Below are 24,040 nucleotides of genomic sequence, written 5' to 3' on the forward strand. Positions count from 1 at the left end.
GACATGACGACGAACCAGATGTCCAGATCCCACGAACCCGGCCTTGAGCAGGAGGATTTGGGGTCCGGGTCCGGGAAGCCCTCCGCCACGCTCACCCTCACCGCCGCGCTGCTCGGCTTCGCGCTGACCTGTCTCGACGCGTCCGTGGTGAACGTGGCCCTGCCCACGATCGGTTCCTCGTTCGGCGCCGGGATGTCCGGCCTGCAGTGGGTGGTGGACGCCTACACCCTGGCCTTCGCCGCGCTGATGCTGTCCACCGGCGCCTTCTCCGACCGGACCGGGGCGAGCCGGGCGTACGCGCTGGGCACCGCGGTGTTCACGCTCGCCTCCGTGGCCTGCGGCCTGGCCCCGGACCTGCCGGCCCTGATCGGCGCCCGGGTGGTGCAGGGCGTGGCGGCGGCGGTCGTGCTCCCGGCCTCGCTGGCGCTGGTGCGGCAGGCGTACCCGGAACCGGCGCGGCGGGCCCGCGCGGTGGCCGCCTGGGCGGCGGGCGGTTCGCTGGCGGTGGCGCTCGGCCCGGTGGCGGGCGGCGCGCTGACCACGGCCTGGGGCTGGCGCGGCATCTTCTTCGTGAATCTGCCGGTGGGCGTGGCGATCCTGGTCCTGCTCGTCCGGGCCCCGCGCTCACGGCCCCGCCCGGCCCCACTGGACCTGCCGGGCCAGCTCACGGCGGTGGTGGCCCTCGCGGCCCTGGCCTTCGCGGTGATCGAGGGCGGGACGGCGGGCCGCGTCGCGCTGCCGGTGGCCGTGGTCGCGGGTGCCGCGTTCCTGTGGATCGAGTCGCGGCAGGCGCATCCGGTGGTGCCGCTCGGCCTGTTCCGCAACCGGACGGTGGTCACGACGGTCGCCGCCGGATCGGCGGTCAGCGTGGCGTTCTACAGCATGGTGTTCGTCTTCTCGCTCTTCTTCCAGCAGGTCCAGCACCACTCCGCGCTGTACTCCGGGCTGCTGTTCCTGCCGATGACGGGCCTGATCGCGGTGACGAACGTGGTGGCCGGCAAGCTCACGGGACGCTACGGGCCACGGCTGCCGATGCTGGTGGGACAGCCGGTGGCCGTCGCCGGACTGCTCGCCCTCCTGACCGTCGACGCCCGCACGCCCCCGGTGCTGGTGGCTCTGCTGCTGGTCCCCCTGGCGCTGGGGTGCGCCCTGACGGTGCCGCCGCTCACCACCGCGATGCTGGACGCCGTTCCCGCCGAGCGGGCTGGACTGGCGGCCGGGGTGCTCAACGCGGCCCGGCAGGTGTCCGGGGGCCTGGGCATCGCGGTGTTCGGGGCGCTGGTCGCGAGCGGTTTCGAGGCGGGCATGCGGCTGAGCCTGGCCGTCAGCGCGGCCCTGCTCACGGTGACGTCCGCCCTCAGCTTCCGTCTCTCAGGTCGCTCGGCCAGTCGGGCCTGAACTCGATGTGGTCGTAGGTCACGACGCAGCCCTCCCCCATCGGCGACTGGGTCATGAAGCCCACCAGCGCCGCCCCGGTCTCCTTCTCGCCGCCCAGGGTGAAGAGGCGGACGAAGGTCCAGCGCTCGCCGTCGCGGGAGGCGTGGAAGGCGAAGGCGCGGCCGGTGCGGCTCACCCGCAGCCAGACGGAACTGCCCTCCACCGTGAAGGAGTTGGCGTCGTCGGAGTGTTCCCGGGTGACCACCGTGCAGACGGTGGGCACGTCCGGGGAGAACTCCAGGCACAGCTTCGCCCAGGCCCGCTCCCCGACGTGGACGTAGAGCACGCCCGCGTCGAAGGCCGCCCCGAACCCCACCGTCACGCGGGCGATCAGCTGGAAGTCCCCCTCCGGCGAGCCGAGCAGCCGCGGCGCGTCGGAGGCCGGGTCGAGTCCTTCACCGGTGGGCGTCACGAAGCGGTCCTGCCGGGGCCCGGCCCAGCCGGTGAGCACACCGTCCTCGTACGACCAGTTCCCGTCGGGTCCGTAGGTGCGAAGGGCGAAGGGGAGTTCGGGGAGTGTGACGTCCATGGCTCCGAGTCTCTCAGGTCCGGGGCCGGCCTCATCAGGGGCGCGGGGTGTCGCCCCGGCCCGCGAACGGCCGCGTGAGGAGCGGCGACGATTCCGGACGGGCCGGGAGGAACCGGGGGCGCGACAGACCCACCACGGAGCCGGACCGGACCACCACGGAGCCGGACCGGACCGCAGAGGATCCGGGCCGGTCCGTAACGGCACCGGACCGGCCCATCAGGGAAAAAACCGGCCCGCCGCGGAAGGCGCTAGCGCTCCAGGCGTCCGTCGTACCGGCGCGGCAGCCCCAGCGGGTTGTCGTCGCGCAGCTCGGGCGGCAGCAGGGCCTCGGGCACGCCCTGGTAGGCCACCGGCCGCATCCACCGCTCGATGGCGGTGCCGCCGACCGAGGTGGACGTCGAGGTCGTCGCGGGGTACGGCCCTCCGTGGTGCTGGGCCGGGGCGACGGCGACCCCGGTCGGCCAGCCGTTCACCAGCACCCGGCCCGCGAGCGAGGTGAGTTCGGCGAGGATCTCGGCGCCGCGTCCCTCGCCCGCGGCCTCCTCCGCGGAGAGCTGCACGGTGGCCGTGAGGTTGCCGGGGAGCCGGGAGAGCACGGCGCCCGCCTCGGACTCGTCCTCGTAGCGCGCCACGACCGTGAGCGGCCCGAAGCACTCCTCGAGGAGCAGATCGTGCTCGCCGTCGGCCGCGAGCCTGCTCGCGGGCACGGTCAGGAAGCCGGGGCTCACCGTGTGCTCACCGGCCGCGCCCGGTGTCACCGGGCTCTGGACGTCCGGCAGCCCGGCGCGCTCGGCGACCCCGGCGATGAAGTTGTCGCGCATGCGGTGGTCGAGCAGGACCCCGGCGGCGGTGTCGCTCACCGCGTCGGTCAGGGACTTCAGCAGCCGGTCGCCCGCGGCGCCGGCCGGCGCGAGCACCAGGCCCGGCTTCACGCAGAACTGGCCGACGCCCAGGGTCATCGAGCCCGCGAGTCCCGTGCCGATCTCCTCGGCGCGCTCGGCGGCCGCGGCCTCGGTGACGACGACGGGGTTGAGGGAGCCCAGCTCGCCGTGGAACGGGATCGGCACCGGACGCGCGGCGGCCGCGTCGAACAGCGCGCGCCCGCCGCGGACGGAACCGGTGAACCCGGCGGCCGTGACCAGCGGGTGCCGGACCAGTTCGACGCCGGCCTCGAAGCCGTGCACGAGGCCGACGACGCCCTCGGGGATGCCGTGCCGGCCGGCCGCGCGGCGCAGGACGGCCGCGACCAGTTCGGACAGGGCCGGGTGGTCGGGGTGGGCCTTGACGACGACCGGGCAGCCCGCGGCCAGCGCGCTCGCCGTGTCACCGCCGGCCACCGAGAAGGCGAAGGGGAAGTTCGAGGCCGCGTAGACGGCGACGACGCCCAGCGGCACCTTGTAGCGGCGCAGGTCCGGGATCGGCGGGGTGGCCGTGCCGTCCGGGTGGTTGATGACGACGTCGAGGAAGGCACCCTCGTCCACGATTCCGGCGAATGCGCGCAACTGGTAGCAGGTGCGGGCGAGTTCTCCGGTGAGCCGGACCGGGCCGAGCGCGGTCTCCGCGTCGGCGGCCTCGACGAGCAGGTCCTTGGCGTCCTCGAGCTGGTCCGCGGCGGAGCGCAGGAACGCGGCGCGCACGGAGCGGTCGGCCAGCGCGGGGCGCGCGGCGTGCGCGGCGCGGACGGCCTCGTCCACCTCCTGGCCTGTGGCCTCCACCGCAACCTGTTCCCGCTGCTTCCCGGTACGGGGGTCGACACTCCAGACTGGTGCTGCTGCCACCGCGGGTCCCTTCAGATGTGATGCCACAGTTCTCACCAAAGTTCTTGTGTCACTCACCAGGGGTGTTCGATATGCTGAACGCTGTCTCTGATGGTGAACTTCCTGTTCGGAGACTATTTCCCGTCCAACGAAGGGGTCAAGGGCGATGTCGGCAGGCGAGACAGGCGGCGGGGCGCAGGTCAAGTCCGCGGTGCGGACCGTTGAATTGCTGGAGTACTTCGCCGGCAAGCCCGGAATGCATTCCCTCGCCGCGGTCCAGGAGGCCGTCGGATATCCCAAGTCCAGCCTGTACATGCTGCTGCGCACGCTCGTGGAACTCGGCTGGGTCGAGACGGACGCCACGGGCACGCGGTACGGCATCGGCGTACGGGCCCTGCTCGTCGGCACCTCGTACATCGACGGCGACGAGGTGGTCGCCGCCGCCCGCCCCACCCTCGACCGCCTCTCCGACGACACCACCGAGACGATCCACCTCGCGCGCCTGGACGGCACGAACGTCGTCTATCTGGCCACCCGGCAGTCGCAGCACTACCTGCGCCCCTTCACCCGCGTCGGCCGCCGGCTGCCCGCCCACTCCACCTCGCTCGGCAAGGCGCTGCTGGCCACGTACGGCGACGAGCAGGTCCGCAAGATGCTGCCGGAGACGCTTCCCGCGCTGACCGAGCACACGATCACCGACCGGGAGAAGCTCATCGAGGAGCTGCACCAGGTGCGGGAGCAGGGGTTCGCGGTGGACCGCGAGGAGAACACGCTGGGGCTGCGCTGCTTCGGCGTGGCGATCCCGTACCGCACGCCCGCCCGTGACGCGATCAGCTGCTCGGTGCCTGTGGCCCGGCTCACCCCCGCGCACGAGCAGATGGTCAAGGACGCCCTGTTCGACGCCCGCGACCGGCTCACGCTGGCCACCCGCAGGCTCTGAGCGGCCCTCCGGCCGGCCGCTCGCTCTCCGGCCGACCGCTCCATGAGGGATGCATGAGAAAACCGGGCGGATGGGAACGATTCACGCCTGATCGCTCGTCCTTGTGTGCGGGATGAACAAGACGATCAGGCGTACCGCCGTCTTCACTCTGCTGCTCGTGCTCTCCCTGCTGGTCAGGGCGACCTGGGTGCAGTTCTACGACGGACGGGCGCTCGCGGACGACAAGGACAACCGGCGGAACGCGATCTCGCTGTACGCGAACCCGCTCGGGAACATCGTCGTGGCCGGTGAGGCGATCACCGGCTCGGCACAGACGACAGGGAGCGACCTCAAGTACAAGCGGACGTACAAGGACGGCAGCCTGTACGCGGCGGTCACCGGCTACAGCTCGCAGGTCTACGGGGCGACGCAGCTGGAGGGCATCTACCAGAAGCTGCTGGACGGCTCGGACATCTCGCTGAAGAACCCGCTGGACACGCTCACCAACCAGCACGCCGACCCCGGTGACGTGGTCACGACGATCGACCCGGCCGTGCAGAAGGCCGCGTACGCGGCGCTCGGGAACAACAAGGGCGCCGCCGTCGCGATCGACCCGAAGACCGGCAAGATCCTCGCGGTCGTCTCGACCCCGTCGTACGACCCGACGTCGATCAGCGCGGGCAACAACAGCGTCTGGAAGAAGCTGACCGGCGACCCCGACAAGCCGCTGGTCAACCGCGCGCTGCGGCAGCCGCTGCCGCCGGGCTCGACGTTCAAGCTGGTGGTGGCCGCCGCCGCGCTGGAGGACGGGCTCTACGCCGACGTGGACGCGAAGACGGACAGCCCGGACCCGTACACCCTGCCGGGCACGACGACCGTCCTGAAGAACGAGAACGCGTCCGCGCCCTGCGAGAACGCCTCGATCCGGGTCGCGCTCCAGTACTCCTGCAACAACGTCTTCGGCAAGATGGCGGTCGACCTGGGCCAGGACAAGGTCAGGGCGATGGCGGAGAAGTTCGGCTTCAACGACACGAAGCAGGACGTGCCGGTGCGGGCGTACGCCAGTGTGTACCCCTCGGGCATGGACGACTCGTCCACGGCGCTGACCGGCATCGGGCAGTACGACGTCACCGCGACCCCGCTCCAGATGGCCATGGTGTCCGCCGCCATTGCCAACGACGGCAAGCTGGTCTCGCCGCACATGGTGTCGCAGACCAGCGACGCCGACGGCAATGTGCTGAAGGACTACGACGACAGCGCCGGGACCAAGGAGATCGTCAGCTCGGAGACCGCCCGGCAGCTCCGGTCCGCGATGCGGACGGTCGTCGAGGACGGCACGGGCACCAACGCCCTGATCCCCGGCGCGACCGTGGGCGGCAAGACCGGCACGGCCCAGCACGGCGAGAAGAACAGCAAGACCCCGTACGCCTGGTTCACCTCGTTCGCGAAGTCCGACTCGAACGGCAAGGAGGTCGCCGTGGCGGTCATGGTCGAGCAGTCGGACGCGGCGCGCTCGGAGGTCAGCGGCAACGGACTGGCCGCGCCGGTGGCCAAGGCGATGATGCGGGCGGCGCTGAAGAACTGAGGCGCGCCCGGCCCGTACGCGAGGCGGCCCCGCACCCCGTCGGATGTATCGGACGGGGTGCGGGGCCGCTCGTGTACGGAGCTCGGCCGTGCGGGGCTCGGCCGTGCGGGCCGGTGGGTTCAGGTGCCGGCCCTCGCGCGCGGGCCGGTCACTTCACGCCGAGCAGCTGCTCCACCGGGTCGATGGCGAAGTACACCAGGAACAGCGCCGAGACGGCCCACAGCAGCCAGTTGACCTCCTTCGCCTTGCCCAGCACCGCCTTGATGACGACGTAGGCGAGGAAACCGGCGCCGATGCCGTCGGTGATGGAGTACGTGAACGGCATCGCGACGATGGTCAGGAACGCCGGGATCGCGATCTCGTACTTGTCCCAGTCGATGTGCTTGACGTGGGTCATCATCAGGAACCCGACCGCGATCAGCGCGGGCGCCGCGGCCTGGAGCGGGACGATGGTCAGCAGCGGGGTGAGGAAGAGCGCGAGACCGAAGAGGCCGCCGGTGACCAGGTTGGCGAAGCCGGTGCGGGCGCCCTCGCCGACGCCGGCCGCGGACTCGATGTAGGCGGTGTTGGAGGAGGCGGAGCCCAGACCGCCCGCGACGGCGGCGGCGCCGTCGATGAACAGGACCCGGCCGATGCCCGGGACCTGCCCCTGCTCGTCGAGCAGTCCGGCCTCGGCGCTGATCCCGACGATGGTGCCCATGGCGTCGAAGAAGTCCGAGAGGACCAGGGTGAAGATGAGCAGGACCGCTGTGAGCACCCCGGCCTCGGCGAAGCCGCCGAACAGGCTGAAGTGACCGAGGAGCCCGAAGTCCGGAGTGTCGACGATCTTGTCCGGGACCTTGGGGGTGGTCAGGCCCCAGCTCTTGATGTCGGCGACGGCGTCGATGACGATCGCCACGATCGTCATCGTGACGATGCTGATGAGGATCGCGCCCTTCACCTTGCGGGCGAGCAGCGCGATGGTCAGCAGGACGCCGAGACAGAAGACGAGGACGGGCCAGCCGGTGAGCCGGCCCACGGCACCGAGCTGTACGGGGACGGTGGTGTGCGCGACGTCCGGGATGCGGCTGACGAACCCGGCGTCCACGAAGCCGATGAAGGCGATGAACAGACCGATGCCGACGCCGATGGCCTGCTTGAGCTGCTGCGGGATCGCGTTCATGATCGCTTCCCGGAGGCCGGTGAGCACCAGGACGCAGATCAGGACGCCTTCGAGGACGACCAGGCCCATCGCGTCGTCCCAGCTCATCAGCGGCGCCAGCTGGAAGGCGACGACGGCGTTGAGGCCGAGGCCCGCGGCGATGGCGAGCGGGAGGTTGCCTCCGATGCCCATGACGACGGTCATCACGCACGCCACCAGCGCGGTGGCGGTGACCAGTTGGCCGGTGTCGAGCGTGTGCCCGAACTTGTCCTTGGCGCTGCCGAGGATGATGGGGTTCAGGACGAGGATGTAGGCCATGGTGAAGAAGGTGGCGAATCCGCCGCGTATCTCCCGGCCGATGGTGGAGCCTCTGGCGGATATCTTGAAGAACCCGTCGACCCCGCCTGCCGCCGGTGGTGCGGCACTTGGCCGGTTGTCGACCTTTTGCGCTTCGGACATGGCGATTCTCCTCGTTGCCTGCGTGCTCGGTGTGCGGATGCTGGCTGGATTGTTCCCCCGTTCAACCGGTTTCAGGTTTTCTCCGTGTTACGGAAATCGGGTTCGGCCCCTCGCCCCGCAGACGAACGCCCCCACCGGTGAGGACCGGTGGGGGCGTTCGACCATGGGGGCGGGTCAGCTCACGAAGTACGTGGGGTTCGGGAGCTTGTAGGTCTTGTCGGCGTAGCCGCCGTCGAGGTCCGAGTACTGGTCGCCGAAGTTGGCGACGATGTCGTACCCGAGGGACTCGATGTGCTTGCGGGTGCCGGACTTGTACTGCACGGTCGTGCAGTTCCAGGCGGCGGCGGTGGCGCAGTCGCTCAGGTAGGCGGGCGGGTTGGCCGCGTCCTTGAGGAACATGTGCGCGGAGTCGAGGTTGACGTCGACGCCGACCTTCTTCAGGTTCTCGACCGCGGAGACGCGCTGCGACTCCTTCAGGCCCGAGTTGTAGAACACCTCGACGCCCTTGGAAGCGGCGTAGTTGACGAGGTCGGGGCTGCCGAAGACGGCCGGACGGTCCGCCTGGGCGACGTAGGCGGCCCAGGAGGCCGAGTTGTAGGTGTAGTTGGTCTTCTTCTCGTAGTCGAGGGAGAGCAGCAGCGTGTCGTCGATGTCGAAGACGACCGCGGCCTTCTCGTGCCGGTGGTGGGCCTTGCGGGCCGCCTGGTCGATGTGCCGCTTCGCGGCGGCGTCGAGGCGCGCGAGGTCCTTGGCGTACTGGCTGTCGGGGGACGCCTGGTAGACCCCGTTGCTGTCGGCGGTGGTGCCGTAGTAGGTGTCGATGTCCTTGACGAGGACGCCGATGTTGTAGGGCTCGTGCGTCGAGTTCGCCGTCGACTGACCGGCGGTGGCGACGCCGGTGCCGTACAGGGCGGCACCGGCGACGACACAGGTCGCGGCGACGGCCGCGATGCGGAGTGGCTTATGCATGACAGGTTTTCTACGCGCGTAACGTCCGTGGGCGCGAGGACCTTTGCCGGATCGATACATACTTTTCGGCCGACTTGAGCCCCACGCCCTTTCCGGAGAGCGTCAGTTCATGGTCGCGCCGATGGTCGTACTGCCCGTCGTCAGGAAGGTGGTCGCGGGCAACGCACCCCCGGACTGACGGGAGTTGTACGTGGTGGTCGCGTCCGTGGAGATGAACGACGGGGTGGAGACCCCGGAGTCCCAGTTGTTGCCGGCCGACGTCACCGAGGAGCCCTTGGACACCGCGGTGCCGTTGCCCACCGCGAGGTTCTTGCCCAGTTTGGCGGCGCTGGTGGCGAAGTAGTAGCCGTACTTCCCGTTGGCGTAGGCGGTGGTGCGGTTGATGACGATGGCTCCGGTGTCGGAGTTCTCGGTGAACCCGTTGCCCGCGTCGTCCCAGGCCGCGGAGTTGTTGACGACGTGGGCGACGACCTCGCCGTCGCCGCCCAGTTTGTAGCCGTTGCCGTCGCCCGCGAAGGCCGAGTCGCCCCAGCGGTTCTTGCCGTTGCCGAAGGACCAGGTGTGTTCGACGGTGACGGGTGAGGAGAACGACCAGAAGTCGATGCCGTCGTCGGAGTTGTTGTACAGACGCGCCCCGGTGATCAGGTTGCCGGTACCGGAGCCGAACTTCACGGCGACGCCGTCCGCGTTCTCGCCGTGGGTGGCGGCGTCGTAGTTGCCGTACGAGTCGAGGTTCTTCACCGTGTTGTCGACGGTGCCGTCGCCGGTCAGGGTGAAGCCCGAGTCGCCGCCGTCGATGGTCTTGATGTTGTTCCAGACGGTGCCGGTGCAGGACTGGCAGACGACCGCGCTGTCCGGGGAGTTCTGGAACGTGATGCCCGAGACGTTCCAGTGGTCGGCGGTCAGCTTGAAGATCCAGCTGCCCGACGGGAGCGAGGAGCCGTCGATCTTCACGGTCTCCGAACCGTACGCGGTGAGGGTCACCGGCGAGGAGGACGTGCCGTTGGCGGTGGACTGGAGGGTGGCCGTCGGGTAGTAGGTGCCGCCGCGCACCTGGATGACGGTTCCGGCGGCCGCGCCGGAGATCGCGGAGGTCAGCTCGGCGGTGGTGTCCACGACGACGGTGGCGGCCTGCGCCTGTCCGGGCAGGACGGCGAGGCCCGCGCCCAGTGCCAGAGCGGCGCCGAGGGCGAGAGCGGTACGACGAGACATGGAGTGGGGTCCTTTCGTCGTGCTGGCGGACGGAACGGGGGAATCACGGACACCAGTCGCCGAGGTAGGCCGCACGGGTGTGCTGCTCGGCCTCCGCGTCCGTGAGCTGGGGACGGTTCTCCGGGACGGTGATCACCGCGCCGGGACCCGTGTTGCGGTACTCGGCGAAGCGCTGGCTCTGCCAGGGGTGGGCGGCGGACATGTTCGTATAGGGAGCGACCGCGTCGACGCCGGCGCCCAGACGGGTGTCGCGGACGGTCAGCATCGGCCGGGCGGTGGGGTCCGAGCCGGGCACCCAGGGACGGGCCAGCTTGTAGTACGCGTCCGGCGCGGCGCTGCCGATCCCGCAGCGGGTGACCAGGAATCCGCGCGGGTCGGCGACGGCCGTGGACGGCGCGAAGACGAAACCGTACGGGGCGCCGGCCAGGTCCGTGCGGTCCAGGGTGCGGAAGCGGCAGCGCTCGAAGACCGCCGTCGCCCGCCCGAAGACGAAGTCCACGTCCCCCTCGACGTAACAGTCCCGGTAGTACTGCCGGGCGAAGGCGGCGAGCGCGATCGTGTCGGCGTACAGCGTGTCCTGGTGGCCGAGGAAGCGGCACCGGTGGAACGCGGAGCGGTCGCCCTGCACTTTGATCGCCACGGCCTGGGTGCCGGTGATCCCGGGGTGGTCGGCGCGCAGCCAGTCGTTGGCGAAGGTGACCGCGCGGGCGGTGAAGCCGTCGGTGCGCACGGTGGTGGTCGCCGACCCGGTGGTGCCGTAGGTGCCCGAACCGTCGGGCTTCGGCGTGCCGTTGGCGTTGTCGTACACCACGACGACATCGCGCGGGTCGCCGGAGGCGCCGATCCAGGTCATCTCGGAGCCGGCGGCGCCGGGCAGACCGGTCGCCGGGTCGACCGCGCCGACCGACACCGTCTCGCGGTACACGCCGGGTGCGATGACCAGGGTGAATCCGGCGCCGGTCGCGGCGGTCACGGCGGCCTGCACGGTGGTGTGGTCGCCGAGGCCGCCCGGATGGACGTACAGCGTCTTCGCGTCGAGCCGCGCGGACGGCGAGCCGTGGCGCCCGAACGGCGGGCGCCCGGTGGCACGGGCCGGGGCCGCGAGCAGGGGAGCCAGCACGGCTCCGGTGCCCGCGGCGACGAACGCCCTTCTGCTGACGGGGTGTCCGGCCATGGTCAGCAGGTCTTTCCGGCGCCCGCGTGGTGGTCGACGATGCCGGGTACGGCCCTCGGCGGGTCGACCCTCGTCCGCAGGACCGGGGTCCAGCCGGCACCGGACCGGAGCGTCTCGGCGGGGATCTCCGCGTTGTGCACGGCGATCAGATCGGTGAGGACGCCGTTGACGTAGTTGTCGGAAGCGGTCAGCGGCGCCTCCTTCCACTTCTTCAGGATCAGCCCGGCCCCGACCGATTCCGGCAGTGTGAACGCGTTGTGCTCGGCGACGAGTCGGGACTCCATGCCGATGCCGTAGCTGTAGCCGTAGGTGGAGTCGGCCACGAAGTGGTTGTTGTAGGAGTCCACTTGCCCGAAGCGCACGCGCGGGGCGCGCTCGACGAGTCCGGTGAACAGGTTGTGGTGGAGGGTGACCTTCAGATGGCCCCGGTCCACGGCGGCGGTCGCCGCGCTGTCGCTGTTGCCGATCAGGATGGTCTTGTCGTGGTCGGCGAAGACGTTCCAGGAGGCGGTCACATAGTCGGCGCCCTTGACGATGTCCAGTTCGCCGTCGTGCTGTTCGTAGATCCGGCCGTAGTACGTCGGCAGCGAGCTGTCCGGGTGGTCGCCGTCGGTGAACGTGTCGTGGTCGAGCCACACATGCGTGGCCCCGTGGACGACGGCGCTGTCGTACTCGGAGTTCCAGTTGCCGGTGTCGCCGTCGGTGGGGTCCCACTGCGGGAAGCAGTCGAGGGGACTCTCGAAGGCGAGGTTGCGGACGATGACGTTGTCGACGTCCTTGATCTGGAGGCTCGCGCCCTTGAAGCCGGCGTTGCGTCCGATGCCGACGATGGTCGTGTTGGCGGGGACGTACGCCTTGATGGCGGTGTCCTGAACGGCGGCGGAGGCGGCGCGCAGGTCCTCCTGCTCGCCGCTGACGACCTGGTCGTATCCCCACACCGCGGGGTCGTAGTCGGCGAGGTACCGATCGAAGTCGTAGCCGGGCGCGGCGAAGGAGTCGCAGCCCTCGGCGTTGGCGTCGATGGTGCCCCTGACCTTGATGATCTTCGGCGCGCTGCCGCCCGCGGCGAGCGCGGCCTTGAACTCCGCCCAGGTGGTGACGGTGCTGACCTGCGCGGCGCCGGCGGCCGAGCCGCCGGTGGTGCCGGTCCCGTCGGACGCCCAGCCGTCGCCCGCGGCGAGCGTCTGCCGGCCGAGGTCACCGGGACGTGCCTCGGCGGTGGCGTTCGTGGCGGCGAGCACGAGGGCGGTGCAGCCGATCAGCGCGGCGGCTCTCCGCGCGGTGACCGCACGCCAATCAATGGCATGCTCATGCCATATTCGTGTGTTCATGGTGCGACTCTCTTTCCTTCGGCTCGGACTCAGGGACTCAGAAACTCAGGGACTCGGCGTTCATGCGGTGGGCCAGGTGATCCAGGACTCGGGTATCTCGGCGCCGAGACGGCGTACGTCCCGGGGCGCGAGCACCCGGCGGCGCAGCAGCGCGCCCGCGACGAGGCGGGCCACGGCGATGGCGCCGGGCGGGTTGAAGTGCGTGTTGTCCTGTTCGGTCGCGGTCCAGTTGAAGTACTTCTTCGTCTCCTCGACGCCGAGCCGCTGCCACAGCGCGATGGACAGGGCCTGGAGGTCGAGGAGCGCCACGTGCTCGTCCGCGGCGAGCGCGCGCATCGACGCCGGGTAGTCGCCGTGGGTCGGCACCGCGTTGCCGTCCGCGTCGAACTTCCTGCGCTCCACCGGGGTGGCGAGCACCGGCCGGGCGCCCCGGGCCCGCGCACCGTCGAGGTACTGCCGCAGACAGTCCTGGAACGTCGTCCACGGCTCGGTGTAGCGCGTCGGGTCGGCACTCTTCTCGTCGTTGTGCCCGAACTGGACGAGCAGGAGGTCGCCGGGCCGGATCACGTCGAGGATCGCGGCCAGGCGCCCCTCGTCGATGAAGCTCTTCGAACTCCGTCCGTTCACGGCGTGGTTGGCGACCACGACGTCCTCGCGGAGGAAGAACGGGAGCGCCGTGCCCCACCCGGTCTCGGGCGCGGCGTCGGCGTACTTCTGGGCGGCGGTGGAGTCGCCGGCGATGTGGAGCGTGCGCGGCCGGCGGTACGGGGCGGCGAGCGCGGGGCCCGCGGCGGCGACGGCGAGCGGTAAGGCGGCCACGGCCGCCGACGTGACCTGTCTGCGCGTGAGGGACACGGGGGTGTGCCTTTCGACAGAGGTTCGGGAGGGATCCGGCGGAGGTCCCGCGGGGACTCGGGCCGGGGTCCGGGAAGCGGTCGCCCCGGCCCGGCCGCGGCACTCGCCGCGGCCGGGACCCGCGGGCCCTGGCACGCCGGGCTAGTGATGGGCCTTCCAGTCGGCCTGCGCCTTGTTCAGCTGGTCGGCCAGCGTGTCCAGGAAGTCCTTCGCGCTCATCTTTCCGAGCAGCACCTTCTGGAAGTTCGGCTCGTTGTCGGCCTTGGAGATGGTGTTCCAGTCGGGCAGGTAGTACGGCAGCTGCACGATCTTGGTGCCGGTGCCGTTCAGGGCCTCGGCGGCCAGCCTGGTCGGCTCGGCCCGCTGGACCCAGGCGTCCTTGGCGGCGTCGGTGTTCGCCGGCACCTGACCGGCCGACTCGTTGAACTTGGAGTTCTCCGCCGCCGAGACGGCGAACTCGATGAACTTCCAGGCCGCGGCCTTGTTCTTGCCGGACTTGAACAGGCTCAGCCCGTCGACCGGGTTGGACACCTGCACCCGTGTGCCGTCGTCGAGGGTGGGGTTCGGGATGCCGCGGAACGCGCCGGCGCCCAGCGCCTTCAGATGGTCCTGGTAGGAGCCGAGGTTGTGGCTCAGCATGCCGATGGTGCCGCTGTCCCACTGCGCGACCATCTTGGTGAAGTCGTTGTTGACGTCGGCCGACGGAGTGTCCTTCTTGTAGAGGGCGACGTACTTCTCCAGAGCGGCCACGTTCTTCGGGTCGTTGACGGTGGTCCTGTCGCCGTCCCAGAACGAGGTGATGCCGGTCTGGCCGTACGCCGCGTCCAGCGCCGGGGCGATGGAGCCCTCACCGCCGCGGATGGTGAAGCCGAACTTGTTCCCGCCCTTGTCCGTGAGCTTCGCCGCGGCGTCGTAGAACTTCGTCCAGGAGGTCGGCGCGTCCAGGCCCGCCGCCTTGAACAGGTCGGTGCGGTACCAGAGCGTGCCGTTGTTGGCGGAGGTCGGCACCTGGTACAGGGTGTCGCCGCCGCCCGCGGCCCGGCTGACGTCGAGCAGGTTCTGGCTCAGTTTTCCGTTCAGCGGGCTCTTCTCGATCCGGCTGTCCAGCGGCTCGAGCGCCCCCTGGACGGCGACCTCGGCGAGCATCGCGGTGCCCACGCCGCCGACGTCGGGCAGGCCGCCGCCCTGGATGGCGGTGTCGTACTTCGACTGGGCGCTCGCCGCCGGGATGCCGACGTACTTGACCTTGATGTCCGGGTACTTCTTCTCGAAGTCGGCGATGATCTGCTTCCAGATGTCGGTGCGGACACCGCCGTTGTTGTCCCAGAAGGTGATCTCGCCCTTGCCGGATCCCTCGCCCCCCTTGTCCCCCGCACTGCCGCTGCCGTCGTCACCGCAGGCGGTGGCGGTCAGCGCCAGCACGGAACCGAGGGCGACGGCCACGGCGGCGCGTCCGGCGCCGCGGATGCCGGACTTCGGTGGGCCGGACTCCGGTGCGCCGGTCCCCAGTGGGCTGCTGTTCAGTGGGCTTCTCTTCATCGATCGGCTCTCTTCTTCTGGTTCCGGCGGGGTGGCGAGGTGTCCTCGGAGATCGGCACCCGGCTGCTTCCGGAAGGGACGCACCCTTCCCTCCACATTCGGCAAGCGCTTGCTACGGGGGTACGACATTGCGGCTCCCAACAGGCGGACGGACGGCTGACGAACACCGGCGAACGGCGGACGGTGACCCTCAGGGGGTCGCGGTGACTCGGAAACGCGTGAAGGTGGCGGCACCGGCGTGCCCCGCGCCGGACGGCGCGAGCGCGAACAGGCCCAGCAGGGCGCCGACCCAGCCCCGGCCGGTGGCGGAGAAGACCTGCCCCGAGGGCTGCCGGCCGCCGCCGGTGTCGTAGGAGAAGCGGCAGCGGGCTCCGGCGCCGATCTCGATCCACAGCCGGGCCCGGCCCTCGGGCGCCGAGCGTGCCGGAGCGGCGTCGCGCTCGCCCTCGCGCCGCCCCGAGCGCACGGCGGGTGCCCCGGCGGAGGGGGTCTCGGCGAACCGGTGCACGAGCCGTACCGACCCCCCGGGCTCGCGCTGGAGGCCGATCCAGCCGAACGCGTCCCCGAGCACCACGAGCCCGGCCCGCGCCCCCGGCTCCTCGCTGTCGAGGCACAGGTCGACCTGGACGGTGGCGGTCGTACCCGGTATCCGCTGGGTCAGGACGTGGGGCACCGCGCGCAGGTCGTGCGCGTACGCCGTACGGACGCAGCTCAGCCGCAGTCCGTCGCCGGAGTGCTGGGGGGCCCAGCCGTCCTGGGGGTTGGCGGCCCACTGCCACTGGCGTCCGAAGCGGCCGCCGGGGAAGTCGTCGTCGGTGGCGGGCGCGGACGGCGGCTGGGCCGGCAGGTCCGGCTTGCGGTGTACGGCCACGGGGGCGCCCCGGTCGCCGAGCACCGGCCATCCGTCCGCACCCCAGCTCATCGGCTGGAGGTGGACCACCCGTCCGTAGGACCCGCGCTGCTGGAAGTGGACGAACCAGTCCTCGCCCGCCGCCGTGCGCACCCAGCCGCCCTGGTGCGGGCCGTTGACCGGGGTGTCCCCCTGCTCCAGGACCACCCGTTCCTCATAGGGCCCGAAGAAGCCGCGCGAGCGGAAGGCACCCTGCCAGCCGGTCCCGACTCCCCCGGCGGGCGCGAAGATCCAGAACCAGCCGTCGTGCCGGTAGGCCTTGGGTCCTTCGAGGGTGAACCAGCCGGGAATCAGGTCGGCGTCGACGATCACCTTCCCCTCGTCGAGCAAGCCGGTGCCGTCGGGACGCATCCGGTGTCCCGTGAGCCGGTTCCTCACTCCCGAACGGGATCCGGCCCAGGCGTGCACGAGATACGCCTCGCCGGTCTCCTCGTCCCACAGCGGGCAGGGGTCGATGAGTCCCCGGCCCTCCTTCACCGGGTGCGGCCGGGTCCAAGGTCCCCTGATCCGGGGGGCGTTGACCTGGAAGATGCCGTGGTCGGGGTCGCCCCAGAAGATCCAGAAACGGTCGTCGTGGTGACGCAACGCGGGTGCCCACACACCACGGTCGGGCCGGGGAATCATGAACTCGCGTGCGGGTTCGAGGCGTTGGAGGGCGTGCCCGACGAGCGTCCAGTTCACCAGGTCCCGGGAGTGCAGCAGGGGCAGGCCGGGGACGCGGCCGAAGCTGGAGGCGGTGAGGTAGAAGTCGTCGCCGACGCGCAGCGGATCGGGGTCGGACCAGTCGGCGTCGAGGACCGGGTTGCGGTAGGTGCCGTCACCCAGGTCGGCGGAGGGCAGGGCCATCAGGGGGTCACCGCCTCGCGGACCAGCGCGGCGGCCCCGGCCTTGTCCAGCGCCCCGTCGGCGACGACGGTGACGACCCGGCGTACGAGCGTGTCGCCCGCCTCGACCGTGAGCCGCCGGTCGTGGGCGAGAGAGGAACCGACGCCGGGGTACTGGGCGGTGCGCACGAACCACGGGTCGCACCGGGTCGCGGCGGTCGCGCCGGCGAGGACGAGCGTCCAGCCGGCGCCCGCGAGGGCGAGCCAGTCCGCGGTCCGCGCGTGCACGGCCTCCTCGCCCTCGGCGTCGGCGGTGAACACGCTCGGGGCGTCCTGTTCCTTGCGGGCCCGCCAGAAGAAGCCGCCGTAGGCCGCGTCCGGCCGTCCGTTGGTGGCCGGGCTGCCGATCGACAGACCGCGCGCGGTGACGTTCGTGAGCGAGAAGGTGAAGTCCAGCGCCCAGGCGGTCTCGGTGAGCCGGGCGGCGGCGACCGTACGGTGTTCCCGCAGCAGTTCGGTGCCCGCGGCCGTCCAGCGCAGTTCCTCCACGAAGCCGTCCGGGTCGCGCAGCCGGAAGCCGATGTGCCGCTGGGCGCCGTGGTTGTCGAGCTCGGTCGGTCCCCGGTCGCGGACGTAGGTGCGCCCGCCCCAGAAGTTGTGCCCCTCGACGTCGGGTACGGCCACACCGACGCCGAGGTGGTGCGGGTGATCGGCCGGGCCCAGTTCGGTGACGGCCGTGCCGGCCAGGGTGGTGACGGGGTGCAGGTACGGGCGCGGCGAGAGCCGGCCGGGCAGTGCGGGCCGGGTGACACAGCGGGCGACGGGACGGCCACCGATCCGCAGGACCACCGAGTCGTCGTTCATCGGGTGCTCACCTCTTTCGGGAGCGCCCAGGGGGCGCCCAGCTCGGAGTAGAGGGCGAGGGTGTCGGCCGCCGCCGCGACGAATCCGTCGACGCCGGGCACGACGCGGCGGTGTTCGCCCGGGGGCGTCTCCCAGGCGTCCGGGGGCAGTGCGACCGGGTCGGGGGCCTGCCGGATCGCCTCGACGACCTTCATGAAGGCGCCCGTCGACTCGGGCGGGACCAGCAGTTCGGCGCCCCCCGTCACATGCCCGGCCAGGTTCTCCAGCAGGTCGGTGCGGCCGTACCCGGTCTCCTCGGGGCCGTGTCCGGACCGCTGCACGAGGACCCGGTCCTGCTTGTACCAGAAGGTGATCCGGCCGCCCGTGCCGTGCACCAGGACGTACGGTTCGCCGGGGCGTTCGGCGCAGAGCGTGGCGGCGACGGTGATCCGGCCCCCGGTGGTCGTCACCCGTACGCACGAGGTGTCGTCGGACTCGATGGCGTTGGCGCGCAGCAGCTCGGTCCGGACGCCGGTGACGTCCTCGGCGCGGGTCGAGCCGTCCAGCGCGAGGGCGGTGGCGACGGCGTGGGCCAGCGGGTTGGTCAGGACGCCGTCGACGACGTCCACGCCGTCGAGCCGGCGCCGGCCCGCCCAGGGCGCGCGCCGGAAGTACGCCTCGTCGCGTGCCCAGGCGCCTGCCCCGCCGATGCCGGTGACCCGGCCGACGGCGCCCTCGGCGATCAGTCTCCTGATGGCCGGCACGGCGTGCGAGCCGAGCGACTGGAAGCCGATCTGGCAGGCCACTCGGGCGGCCGCGACCCCGTCGGCCATCCGCCGGAACTCGGCGTAGGAGGGCGCGGGCGGCTTCTCCAGGAGCAGGTGGACGCCCCGGCGCGCGGCGGTCAGCGCGAGGTCGGTGTGGGTGGGGATGGGGGTGCAGATCACCGCGACGGCGGCGCCGGTGGCATCGAGGAGGGCCCCGAGGTCGGCGGACTGCTCGACGCGCCGCCCGCCCAGCTCCTCCTCGGTGAGCGGGGCCGGCTCACAGACCCCGGCGAGGCGTACCACGCCCTTGTCCTGGAGACGGCGGATGTTGTCCAGGTGCCACCGGCCGTGGCCCCGGGCGCCCGCGAGGACGACGGGCAGCGGAAGCCGGTGTGTGCCGGCGGGCGTGGTGCGGGGACCGTCCGGGTGCCGGTCACGGTCCTGGCGCGAGGCGGCCGTCATCCCTTCACCGCCCCGGCGCTGAATCCGGTGATCAGCCACTTCTGGATGAAGGCGAAGACGACGACCACGGGGACGGCGGCGACGATGCCGCCCGCGGCGAGCGCGCCCAGGTCGACGCTGTCGGAGCTCATCAGGGTGTTGAGGCCGACCGGGATGGTCTGCTTGCTCTGGTCGCTGAGGAACATCAGGGCGAACAGGAAGTGGTTCCAGGCGTGCACGAAGGCGAAGGAGCCGACGGCGATCAGCCCGGGGCGCAGCAGCGGGAGGACGACGATCCGGAAGGCGTCGAAGCGGTTGCAGCCGTCCACCCAGGCGGCCTCCTCCAGGGTGTACGGCACGTTCCTGATGAACCCGCTGATGAGGATCATCGACAGCGGCAGCTGGAAGACGGTCTCGGCGATGACGACGCTGACCAGCGAGTTGATCATCCGGAGCTCGGCGAAGATCTGGAAGAGCGGGACCAGGAGCAGCGCACCCGGCACGAACTGCGAGCAGAGCAGCGCGAGCATGAAGCCGCGTTTGACGCGGAAGTCGAAGCGGGCGAGCGCGTAACCGCCGGCGAGAGCGACGAGGGTGGTCATCACCAGGGTGGCGACGGCGATGATCACGCTGTTCTGGAAATAGGTCCCGAAGCTGCGCTCGGTCCACACCTTGTCGAAGTGGTCGAGGGTCATGGGCCAGGGCACGAGCGAGGTGGACCCGGCCGGGCGGAGCGCGAAGAGGAGGATCCAGTAGAAGGGGATCAGGGTGAAGAGGAGGTAGCCGCCCAGGGGGAGGTAGAGGTGGCTGCGCGGGACCTCGTCCCAGGCGCGCCGCTTCCTCGGCGCGCGCGGCCGGGGTGCCTCGAGGGGCGGGGCGGGTGCGGCCGGGGCGGTCGCCTCGGCGTCCTTGGTGATCACTTGTCCCCGCCTCCGAACTTGCTCAGCCGCAGATAGACGATCGAACAGAACAGCAGGATCACGAACGCGACCGTGGTGAGGGCCGAGGCGTAACCGAAGTTGTGGGCGTCGACGCTGGTGTTGGCGATGTAGAGCGGGAGGGTCGTCGTCTCGCCCGCGGGTCCGCCGCCGGTCAGGGTGTAGAGCAGGTCGACGTTGTTGAACTCCCACACGGCGCGCAGCAGCGTGGAGAGGACGATCGCGTCCTTGAGGTGCGGCAGCGTGATGTGCAGGAACTGGCGGACACGGCTCGCTCCGTCGACCTCGGCGGCCTCGTACAGGTCCTTGGAGACGGACTGGAGGTCGGCGAGGATCAGGATCGCGAAGAAGGGGACCCCGCGCCACAGGTCGGCGACCACGGCCGCCGGGAAGACGGTGGAGGTGTCCGAGAGCCAGCTCGTCCCGTACGAGCCGATGCCGGCGTCGGCGAGGTAACGGGTGATGCCCGTCTGGGAGTTGTAGAGCAGCACCCAGATCGCCGAGGTCAGCACCCCGGAGACGGCCCAGGGCGAGAAGACCAGGGCTCGTGCCGCCGCCCGGCCGACGAAGGTCTGGTTGACGATCAGCGCGAGTGCCAGGCCGAACAGCAGCTGGAGCCCCACCTCGACGACGACCCACTGGGCGCTGAACGTCAGGGTGTCCCAGAACTGGGGGTCGTCCGTGAAGGCGTGGGCGAAGTTGCCGAAGCCCGCGTAGCCGTTGCGCCAGGGTTTGGTCGGGTTGTAGTTCTGCAGGCTGTAGTAGAAGACGCTGACGACGGGGTAGGCGATGAAGCCCAGCATCAGCAGCGCCGCCGGGGCGATCAGCAGATACGGAAGCCTGCGCGGGGTCGTGGAGGCACGGCGCCGCCGGGGTGGCGCGGGCGGTTTCGCCACGGCTGCGGCTTGGGCCATGACTGTTCTCCGTTCGCAGTGGGGCACGTACAGCGGGTGCAGGAAGCGCTTGCTACGACCCCGTGGGCCGGGCACTTCCACGTGCGGGTGTGCTGGGCGGGTGTGCGGGTGTGCCGGGGCCTCAGCCCGCGTACGGGTCCGGCACCTGGCCCGGCCGGGCCAGGAACGCGAAGTCGCAGCCGGTGTCGGCCTGGGTGATCTGGTCGTTGTAGAGCGCGCCGTAGCCGCGTTCGTACCGGACGGGCGGCGGGGTCCACGCGGCCCGCCTGCGCTCCAGCTCCGCGTCGTCCACATGGAGGTGGAGCGACCGTGACGCGACGTCGAGGGTGATCCGGTCCCCGCTGCGCACGAGGGCGAGCGGGCCGCCGACATGCGACTCGGGTGCCACGTGCAGCACGCACGCGCCGTAACTCGTGCCGCTCATCCGGGCGTCGGAGATCCGCACCATGTCCCGCACGCCCTGCTTCAGCAGATGGCCGGGGATGGGCAGCATCCCGTACTCGGGCATGCCCGGGCCGCCCTTGGGACCGGAGCCCCGCAGCACGAGGACGCTGTCCGCGGTGATGCCGAGCGACGGGTCGTCGATGGTGCGCTGCATGGTGCGGTAGTCGTCGAAGACGACCGCGGGACCGGTGTGCTTCAGCAGGTGCGGCTCGGCGGCGATGTGCTTGATGACGGCGCCGTCGGGACAGAGGTTGCCGCACAGGACGGCGACTCCGCCCTCGGCCGCGACCGGGTTGTCCCGGGTGCGGATGACGTCGTCGTCGTGCACCCGGGCGCCCGCCAGCTGCTCGCGCAGGCTGTCGTGCGACACCGTGGGCCGGTCCAGGTGCAGCAGGTCGGTGATCCGCGACAGGAACCCGGGCAGGCCGCCGGCGAAGTGGAAGTCCTCCATGAGGTACTTCTGTCCGCCGGGCCGGACGTCGGCCAGGACCGGCACGGTCCGGGCGATCCGGTCGAAGTCGTCCAGCGTGAGCGTGACACCGGCCCGTCCGGCCATGGCGATCAGATGGATCACGGCGTTGGTGGAGCCGCCGAGTCCGAGGACGGTCGTCACCGCGTCCGCGAAGGCCTCGGCCGTCAGGATGTCGGACAACACGCGTCCCTTGTGGACGAGTTCGACGATCCTGAGCCCGGCCGCCGCCGCCATCCGGTCGTGTCCGGAGTCGACGGCGGGAATGCTCGACGCACCGGGAACGGTGACACCGAGCGCCTCCGCGGCGGCGGTCAGCGTGGACGCGGTGCCCATCGTCATGCAGTGCCCCGGCGACCGGGCGAGCCCGCTCTCCAGCTCGGTCATCTCACAGTCCCCGATGATCCCGGCGCGCCTGTCGTCCCAGTACTTCCACATGTCGGTGCCGGAGCCGAGGACCTCGTCGCGCCAGTGGCCCGGGAGCATCGGCCCGGCGGGCACGAACACGGCCGGCAGGTCGACCGACGCGGCCCCCATGAGCAGGGCGGGCGTGCTCTTGTCGCAGCCGCCCATCAGCACGGCCCCGTCCACCGGGTACGACCGCAGCAGTTCCTCGGTCTCCATCGCGAGCAGATTGCGGTAGAGCATCGGGGTCGGCTTCTGGAAGGTCTCGCTCAGCGTGGACACCGGGAATTCGAGCGGGAATCCGCCGGCCTGCCACACGCCCCGCTTGACGGCCTGGGCGCGGTCGCGCAGGTGCACATGGCACGGGTTGATGTCGGACCAGGTGTTGAGGATCGCGACGACCGGCTTGCCCAGGTGCTCCTCGGGGAGGTAGCCGAGCTGCCGGGTCCTGGCCCGGTGGCTGAACGAGCGGAGCCCGTCGGTGCCGTACCACTGATGGCTTCTGAGCTCCTCGGGCCGTTTCACAGCGACCATCCGGCGGCTATGGCGGCGACCTCGGACCGCTCGCTCGCGGGCAGCGGCCTGCTCGGCGGGCGCACGTCGGGGCGGCACAGACCGAGCGAGGACAGCGCTTCCTTGACCACGGTGACGTTGTTCGCGGAGGCGTCGGCGGCGCGCAGTTCCTCGAAGCGGCGGATCCGCTCCCAGACCTTCATCGCGGCCGGGTAGTCGCCGCAGCGGAGCGCCTCGATCATGTTCAGCGAGACGGCCGGGGCGACGTTCACGAGACCCGAGGTGAACCCGGTGGCGCCGGCCGAGAAGTACGAGGGGGCGTAGGGCTCGGCGAGGCCGGCCACCCACACGAACCGTTCGAGGCCGGCGTCCCGGGCGAAGGACGCGAAGCGTGCCGCGTCGGGGACGGCGTACTTCACACCGACGACGTTCGGGCAGGCGTCCGCGAGTTCGGCCAGCCGCGACCCGGCGAGCACCGGATTGCGGATGTACGGCACGACGCCGAGCTCCGGCACGGACTCGGCGATCGCCCGGTGGTAGTCGACCCAGCCGCCCTCCGAGACGTAGGGGTGGACGGGCTGATGGACCATCACCATCGGTGCGCCGAGGGCGCGGGCGTGCCGTGCGGAGGCGACGGCGGTGGGCAGGTCGTGACCGACGCCGACGAGGACGACCGCGCGGTCACCGGCCTCCTCGACGGTCAACTCGGTGATGGTGCGGCGCTCTTCGGGGGTGAGGGCGTAGAACTCACCGGTGTTGCCGTTGGGGGTGAGGGTGCGGACGCCGCCGTCGATCAGCCGGCGCAGCAGGGCCCGGTGGGCGTCCCGGTCGATCGTGCCGTCCTCGGCGAACGGGGTCACCGGGATCGCCACGACCTCGGCGAGTGCCGCCCGCTGGGTCTCGAACGTCGCTGTCATTCCCGTCCGTCCTCTTCCTCGCCCTGAGGGAAGGCCCGTCGCACGAACGAGGCGATGTGTGCGTGCAGGGCTCCGGCCGCGCCGTCGGCGTCGCCGTCGAGGGCGAGCCGCAGGATCTCCCGGTGCTCGCTCGCCTCCCGCTCCCAGGAGGGATCGGACGCCCAGGCGACCGCCGAGACGAGGGCCGCCTGGTCGCGCACCTCGTCGAGCATCCGGCCGAGCAGCGGATTGCCGCAGGGCGTGTACAGGGCGCGGTGGAACTCCCGGTTGGCCAGGGACCGTTCGGCGGTGTCGGCGGCGCCGTCGGCGCGGGTGAGCGCGTCACGGGCGGCGTCGAGGGACGCTCCCCGGCGCACCGCCCGCCGCAGCGCCTCGGGTTCGAGGAGCAGCCGTACGTCGTACACCTCGCGCGCCATGTCCGCGTCCACCATGCGCACCGTGACGCCCTTGTACTGGTTCATCACGACGAGCCCGGTGCCGGCCAGGGTCTTGAGCGCCTCGCGCACCGGGGTCTTCGACACCCCGAACTGCGCGGCGAGGTCGGTCTCGACCAGGGCCTGACCCGGGGTCAACTGTCCGGTGAGGATGCGGTGTTTGATCCCCTCCAGCACGAACTGCGTGCGGGACGACGGGATCGGGGTGGGCACAGAGGTCATGCGCGCCTCTCTGGTCTCACGTCTCGGATCACGGGAGCCGGGCACCGGTCGCGGACACCGGCCCCGGTCTCGCATATCGCGTCTCATATATG

General features: G+C 71.1%; 20 protein-coding genes. 3 read left to right on the forward strand and 17 right to left on the reverse strand.

The features are described from left to right. Window positions 1-3: 3 nt before the first annotated feature. Window positions 4-1,398, forward strand: a complete 1,395-nt coding sequence (locus ACH4S8_RS35935; protein ID WP_398401763.1) for an MFS transporter — start codon at window positions 4-6, stop codon at window positions 1,396-1,398. On the opposite strand, the gene ACH4S8_RS35940 is transcribed toward ACH4S8_RS35935, so the two are convergent. Together ACH4S8_RS35940 and ACH4S8_RS35945 are read right to left on the reverse strand one after the other, a co-directional pair. Next, a complete protein-coding gene (locus tag ACH4S8_RS35940) occupies window positions 1,358-1,966 on the reverse strand; it encodes a DUF1349 domain-containing protein (protein WP_398401765.1) in 609 nt (202 codons plus the stop codon). The genes ACH4S8_RS35935 and ACH4S8_RS35940 overlap by 41 nt on opposite strands. A gap of 248 nt (window positions 1,967-2,214) precedes the next feature. Further along, window positions 2,215-3,744 carry an aldehyde dehydrogenase (NADP(+)) gene (locus ACH4S8_RS35945; RefSeq protein ID WP_398401767.1) on the reverse strand — a complete coding sequence of 510 codons (1,530 nt, stop codon included), beginning with the start codon at window positions 3,742-3,744 and terminating at the stop codon, window positions 2,215-2,217. Between the two features lie 145 nt (window positions 3,745-3,889). On the opposite strand from ACH4S8_RS35945, the gene ACH4S8_RS35950 reads away from it, so the two are divergent. Both ACH4S8_RS35950 and ACH4S8_RS35955 read left to right on the forward strand, forming a co-directional pair. Next, complete coding sequence (locus ACH4S8_RS35950) at window positions 3,890-4,663, forward strand: IclR family transcriptional regulator (protein ID WP_362407137.1); 774 nt, start codon at window positions 3,890-3,892, stop codon at window positions 4,661-4,663. Window positions 4,664-4,775: 112 nt separating this feature from the next. Continuing rightward, the gene (locus ACH4S8_RS35955) at window positions 4,776-6,227 is read left to right on the forward strand and encodes a peptidoglycan D,D-transpeptidase FtsI family protein (protein ID WP_398401770.1); all 1,452 of its coding nucleotides are present in this window, start codon (window positions 4,776-4,778) and stop codon (window positions 6,225-6,227) included. Window positions 6,228-6,375: 148 nt separating this feature from the next. Here the strand turns inward: ACH4S8_RS35955 and ACH4S8_RS35960 are convergent, their stop codons facing one another. The 15 genes from ACH4S8_RS35960 to ACH4S8_RS36030 all read right to left on the reverse strand — a co-directional run bounded on the left by ACH4S8_RS35960 (window position 6,376) and on the right by ACH4S8_RS36030 (window position 23,948). After that, the gene (locus ACH4S8_RS35960; RefSeq protein WP_398401772.1) at window positions 6,376-7,827 is read right to left on the reverse strand and encodes an NCS2 family permease; all 1,452 of its coding nucleotides are present in this window, start codon (window positions 7,825-7,827) and stop codon (window positions 6,376-6,378) included. Between the two features lie 174 nt (window positions 7,828-8,001). Beyond that, window positions 8,002-8,796: an HAD family acid phosphatase gene (locus ACH4S8_RS35965; protein WP_398401774.1), complete on the reverse strand. Its 795-nt coding sequence runs from the start codon at window positions 8,794-8,796 to the stop codon at window positions 8,002-8,004. A gap of 102 nt (window positions 8,797-8,898) precedes the next feature. After that, complete coding sequence (locus ACH4S8_RS35970; protein WP_398401776.1) at window positions 8,899-10,008, reverse strand: chondroitinase-B domain-containing protein; 1,110 nt, start codon at window positions 10,006-10,008, stop codon at window positions 8,899-8,901. 43 nt (window positions 10,009-10,051) lie between these two features. Then, window positions 10,052-11,182 carry a pectinesterase family protein gene (locus ACH4S8_RS35975; RefSeq protein ID WP_398401778.1) on the reverse strand — a complete coding sequence of 377 codons (1,131 nt, stop codon included), beginning with the start codon at window positions 11,180-11,182 and terminating at the stop codon, window positions 10,052-10,054. Between the two features lie 2 nt (window positions 11,183-11,184). After that, on the reverse strand, window positions 11,185-12,513 hold the full coding sequence (locus ACH4S8_RS35980; protein ID WP_398401780.1) for a polysaccharide lyase family 1 protein: 1,329 nt from the start codon (window positions 12,511-12,513) through the stop codon (window positions 11,185-11,187). Window positions 12,514-12,573: 60 nt separating this feature from the next. Beyond that, window positions 12,574-13,368 carry a rhamnogalacturonan acetylesterase gene (locus ACH4S8_RS35985; RefSeq protein ID WP_398401782.1) on the reverse strand — a complete coding sequence of 265 codons (795 nt, stop codon included), beginning with the start codon at window positions 13,366-13,368 and terminating at the stop codon, window positions 12,574-12,576. 141 nt (window positions 13,369-13,509) lie between these two features. Further along, window positions 13,510-14,907 (reverse strand): ABC transporter substrate-binding protein, encoded by a 1,398-nt coding sequence (locus tag ACH4S8_RS35990; protein WP_398401784.1) that lies wholly within the window; start codon window positions 14,905-14,907, stop codon window positions 13,510-13,512. A gap of 190 nt (window positions 14,908-15,097) precedes the next feature. Next, window positions 15,098-16,663, reverse strand: coding sequence for a family 43 glycosylhydrolase (locus tag ACH4S8_RS35995; protein ID WP_398401786.1), 1,566 nt, complete (start codon window positions 16,661-16,663; stop codon window positions 15,098-15,100). After that, complete coding sequence (locus tag ACH4S8_RS36000) at window positions 16,663-17,505, reverse strand: PmoA family protein (protein ID WP_398401789.1); 843 nt, start codon at window positions 17,503-17,505, stop codon at window positions 16,663-16,665. Before ACH4S8_RS36000 ends, ACH4S8_RS35995 begins: the two co-directional genes overlap by 1 nt. Continuing rightward, complete coding sequence (locus tag ACH4S8_RS36005) at window positions 17,502-18,713, reverse strand: Gfo/Idh/MocA family protein (RefSeq protein ID WP_398401791.1); 1,212 nt, start codon at window positions 18,711-18,713, stop codon at window positions 17,502-17,504. The genes ACH4S8_RS36000 and ACH4S8_RS36005 overlap by 4 nt, the downstream gene beginning before the upstream one ends. Next, complete coding sequence (locus ACH4S8_RS36010; protein WP_398401793.1) at window positions 18,710-19,612, reverse strand: carbohydrate ABC transporter permease; 903 nt, start codon at window positions 19,610-19,612, stop codon at window positions 18,710-18,712. The genes ACH4S8_RS36005 and ACH4S8_RS36010 overlap by 4 nt, the downstream gene beginning before the upstream one ends. Next, window positions 19,609-20,544 (reverse strand): carbohydrate ABC transporter permease, encoded by a 936-nt coding sequence (locus tag ACH4S8_RS36015; protein WP_398401795.1) that lies wholly within the window; start codon window positions 20,542-20,544, stop codon window positions 19,609-19,611. The genes ACH4S8_RS36010 and ACH4S8_RS36015 overlap by 4 nt, the downstream gene beginning before the upstream one ends. 121 nt (window positions 20,545-20,665) lie before the next feature. Next, window positions 20,666-22,396: an L-arabinonate dehydratase gene (gene araD, locus ACH4S8_RS36020; protein ID WP_398401797.1), complete on the reverse strand. Its 1,731-nt coding sequence runs from the start codon at window positions 22,394-22,396 to the stop codon at window positions 20,666-20,668. Further along, window positions 22,384-23,292 carry a dihydrodipicolinate synthase family protein gene (locus ACH4S8_RS36025; protein ID WP_398401799.1) on the reverse strand — a complete coding sequence of 303 codons (909 nt, stop codon included), beginning with the start codon at window positions 23,290-23,292 and terminating at the stop codon, window positions 22,384-22,386. Before ACH4S8_RS36025 ends, araD begins: the two co-directional genes overlap by 13 nt. Beyond that, window positions 23,289-23,948, reverse strand: coding sequence for a GntR family transcriptional regulator (locus ACH4S8_RS36030; protein ID WP_398401801.1), 660 nt, complete (start codon window positions 23,946-23,948; stop codon window positions 23,289-23,291). The genes ACH4S8_RS36025 and ACH4S8_RS36030 overlap by 4 nt, the downstream gene beginning before the upstream one ends. Window positions 23,949-24,040 lie beyond the last annotated feature (92 nt).

This window comes from Streptomyces sp. NPDC021080 (assembly GCF_044333225.1).
In the GTDB taxonomy this organism is placed as follows: domain Bacteria; phylum Actinomycetota; class Actinomycetes; order Streptomycetales; family Streptomycetaceae; genus Streptomyces.

Coding starts and splice junctions, on each gene's coding strand:
- ACH4S8_RS36025 (WP_398401799.1), bottom strand. CDS start 23,292: ATGACAGCGACGTTCGAGACCCAGCGGGCGGCACTCGCCGAGGTCGTG.
- ACH4S8_RS35970 (WP_398401776.1), bottom strand. CDS start 10,008: ATGTCTCGTCGTACCGCTCTCGCCCTCGGCGCCGCTCTGGCACTGGGC.
- ACH4S8_RS35940 (WP_398401765.1), bottom strand. CDS start 1,966: ATGGACGTCACACTCCCCGAACTCCCCTTCGCCCTTCGCACCTACGGA.
- ACH4S8_RS35975 (WP_398401778.1), bottom strand. CDS start 11,182: ATGGCCGGACACCCCGTCAGCAGAAGGGCGTTCGTCGCCGCGGGCACC.
- ACH4S8_RS35965 (WP_398401774.1), bottom strand. CDS start 8,796: ATGCATAAGCCACTCCGCATCGCGGCCGTCGCCGCGACCTGTGTCGTC.
- ACH4S8_RS35960 (WP_398401772.1), bottom strand. CDS start 7,827: ATGTCCGAAGCGCAAAAGGTCGACAACCGGCCAAGTGCCGCACCACCG.
- ACH4S8_RS35955 (WP_398401770.1), top strand. CDS start 4,776: ATGAACAAGACGATCAGGCGTACCGCCGTCTTCACTCTGCTGCTCGTG.
- ACH4S8_RS35935 (WP_398401763.1), top strand. CDS start 4: ATGACGACGAACCAGATGTCCAGATCCCACGAACCCGGCCTTGAGCAG.
- ACH4S8_RS36005 (WP_398401791.1), bottom strand. CDS start 18,713: ATGACGGCCGCCTCGCGCCAGGACCGTGACCGGCACCCGGACGGTCCC.
- ACH4S8_RS36015 (WP_398401795.1), bottom strand. CDS start 20,544: ATGGCCCAAGCCGCAGCCGTGGCGAAACCGCCCGCGCCACCCCGGCGG.
- ACH4S8_RS36000 (WP_398401789.1), bottom strand. CDS start 17,505: ATGAACGACGACTCGGTGGTCCTGCGGATCGGTGGCCGTCCCGTCGCC.
- ACH4S8_RS36030 (WP_398401801.1), bottom strand. CDS start 23,948: ATGACCTCTGTGCCCACCCCGATCCCGTCGTCCCGCACGCAGTTCGTG.
- ACH4S8_RS35950 (WP_362407137.1), top strand. CDS start 3,890: ATGTCGGCAGGCGAGACAGGCGGCGGGGCGCAGGTCAAGTCCGCGGTG.
- araD (WP_398401797.1), bottom strand. CDS start 22,396: ATGGTCGCTGTGAAACGGCCCGAGGAGCTCAGAAGCCATCAGTGGTAC.
- ACH4S8_RS35990 (WP_398401784.1), bottom strand. CDS start 14,907: ATGAAGAGAAGCCCACTGAACAGCAGCCCACTGGGGACCGGCGCACCG.
- ACH4S8_RS35995 (WP_398401786.1), bottom strand. CDS start 16,663: ATGGCCCTGCCCTCCGCCGACCTGGGTGACGGCACCTACCGCAACCCG.
- ACH4S8_RS35980 (WP_398401780.1), bottom strand. CDS start 12,513: ATGAACACACGAATATGGCATGAGCATGCCATTGATTGGCGTGCGGTC.